This window comes from Streptomyces physcomitrii (assembly GCF_012273655.1).
GTDB classification, from domain to species: Bacteria; Actinomycetota; Actinomycetes; order Streptomycetales; family Streptomycetaceae; genus Streptomyces; species Streptomyces physcomitrii.
This window is the reverse complement of sequence record NZ_JAAWWP010000045.1, coordinates 1-1,494: the sequence shown is the minus strand read 5'-3', so window position 1 is coordinate 1,494 and position 1,494 is coordinate 1. Positions and strand designations below refer to the sequence as shown.

Genomic DNA, 1,494 nt, shown 5'->3' with positions numbered 1-1,494 from the left:
CCGCCCCCGTTATCTTTTTCGCGGTCCTGCAAGAGGGCCGCTGGCCTCCGGGCCCGGTATGACTGTGTCCCCCTGTCGACGGGATGACCTGGGGGGTGGTGTCACCGGGTCCGAAGGGTGCCGTCGGAGACGCTGATCAGAGGCCCGACCGCCGCCCGGCCGGGCGCAATGCCCGGCCGCACTCGGGCGGCAGGTCTACATAACGTGGATGCGCGCGAACGGACCCACCGCCAAGGCCGGCACCGGATCGAACCATGTGGGGGCACGGTGATCGAGATCGGCGAGGTGGGTGTCTTCCTCGGCCTGGACGTCGGGAAGAGCGCACATCACGGCCATGGGCTGACCCCGGCCGGCAAGAAGGTACTCGACAAGCCGCTGCCCAACAGCGAACCGAAACTGCGGGCCGTCTTCGACAAGCTGCGGGACAAGTTCGGCACCGTTCTGGTGGTGGTGGACCAGCCCGCCTCCATCGGCGCCCTGCCTCTCACGGTCGCCCGCGAGACAGGCTGCCAGGTCGCCTACCTGCCCGGACTCGCCATGCGGCGGATCGCCGACCTCTACCCCGGCGAGGCCAAGACCGACGCCAAGGACGCAACCGTCATCGCGGACGCAGCCCGCACGATGCCCCACACCCTGCGCTCCCTGGAACTGACCGACGAGGTCACCGCCGAACTCACCATGCTCGTCGGGTTCGACCAGGATCTCGCCGCCGAAGCCACCCGCACGTCCAACCGTATCCGCGGCCTGCTCACCCAGTTCCACCCCAGCCTGGAACGCGTCCTCGGCCCCCGCTTGGACCACACGGCCGTCACCTGGCTCCTCGAACGCCACGGATCCCCGCAGGCCCTGCGCAAGGCAGGCCGGCGCAAGCTCGTCGAGGTCATCCGCCCCCGAGCGCCGCGCATGGCCCAGCGGCTCGTCGACGACGTCTTCGACGCCCTCGACGAGCAGAGCGTCGTCGTTCCCGGCACAGGCACCCTCGACGTGATCGTGCCCTCGCTAGCCAGATCGCTGGCCGCTGTCCATGAACAACGCCGGGCCCTCGAAGTCCAGATCGCCGCTCTGCTGGAGGCCCACCCTCTTTCCCAGGTCCTGACCTCGATGCCCGGCATCGGCGTCAGGACCGCCGCAGTCCTCCTGACCACCATCGGTGACGGCAGCTCGTTCCCGAGCGCCGCCCACCTCGCCTCCTACGCCGGACTCGCACCCACAACCAGACAGTCCGGAACCTCGATCCACGGCGAACACGCACCCAGAGGCGGAAACCGGCAGCTCAAACGCGCGATGTTCCTCTCCGCGTTCGCCGCCCTCCACGACCCCGCCTCCCGCGGCTACTACGACCGCTGCCGAGCCCGAGGCAAAACCCACACCCAGGCCCTCCTCCGCCTCGCCCGCCAACGCATCAGCGTCCTGTTCGCCATGCTCCGCGACGGCACCTTCTACAAGCCGAGAACCCCACGCCTCACTTGACGAAGGACATAGAGGCACCCCCCC

The 1,494-nt window shown here is 69.2% G+C and carries 1 protein-coding gene; it reads left to right on the top strand.

All coding sequences use genetic code 11. The annotated features are described in order from the left end of the window. Positions 1-267 precede the first annotated feature (267 nt). Positions 268-1,470, top strand: a complete 1,203-nt coding sequence (locus HFV08_RS31005; protein WP_168543887.1) for an IS110 family RNA-guided transposase — start codon at positions 268-270, stop codon at positions 1,468-1,470. Positions 1,471-1,494 lie beyond the last annotated feature (24 nt).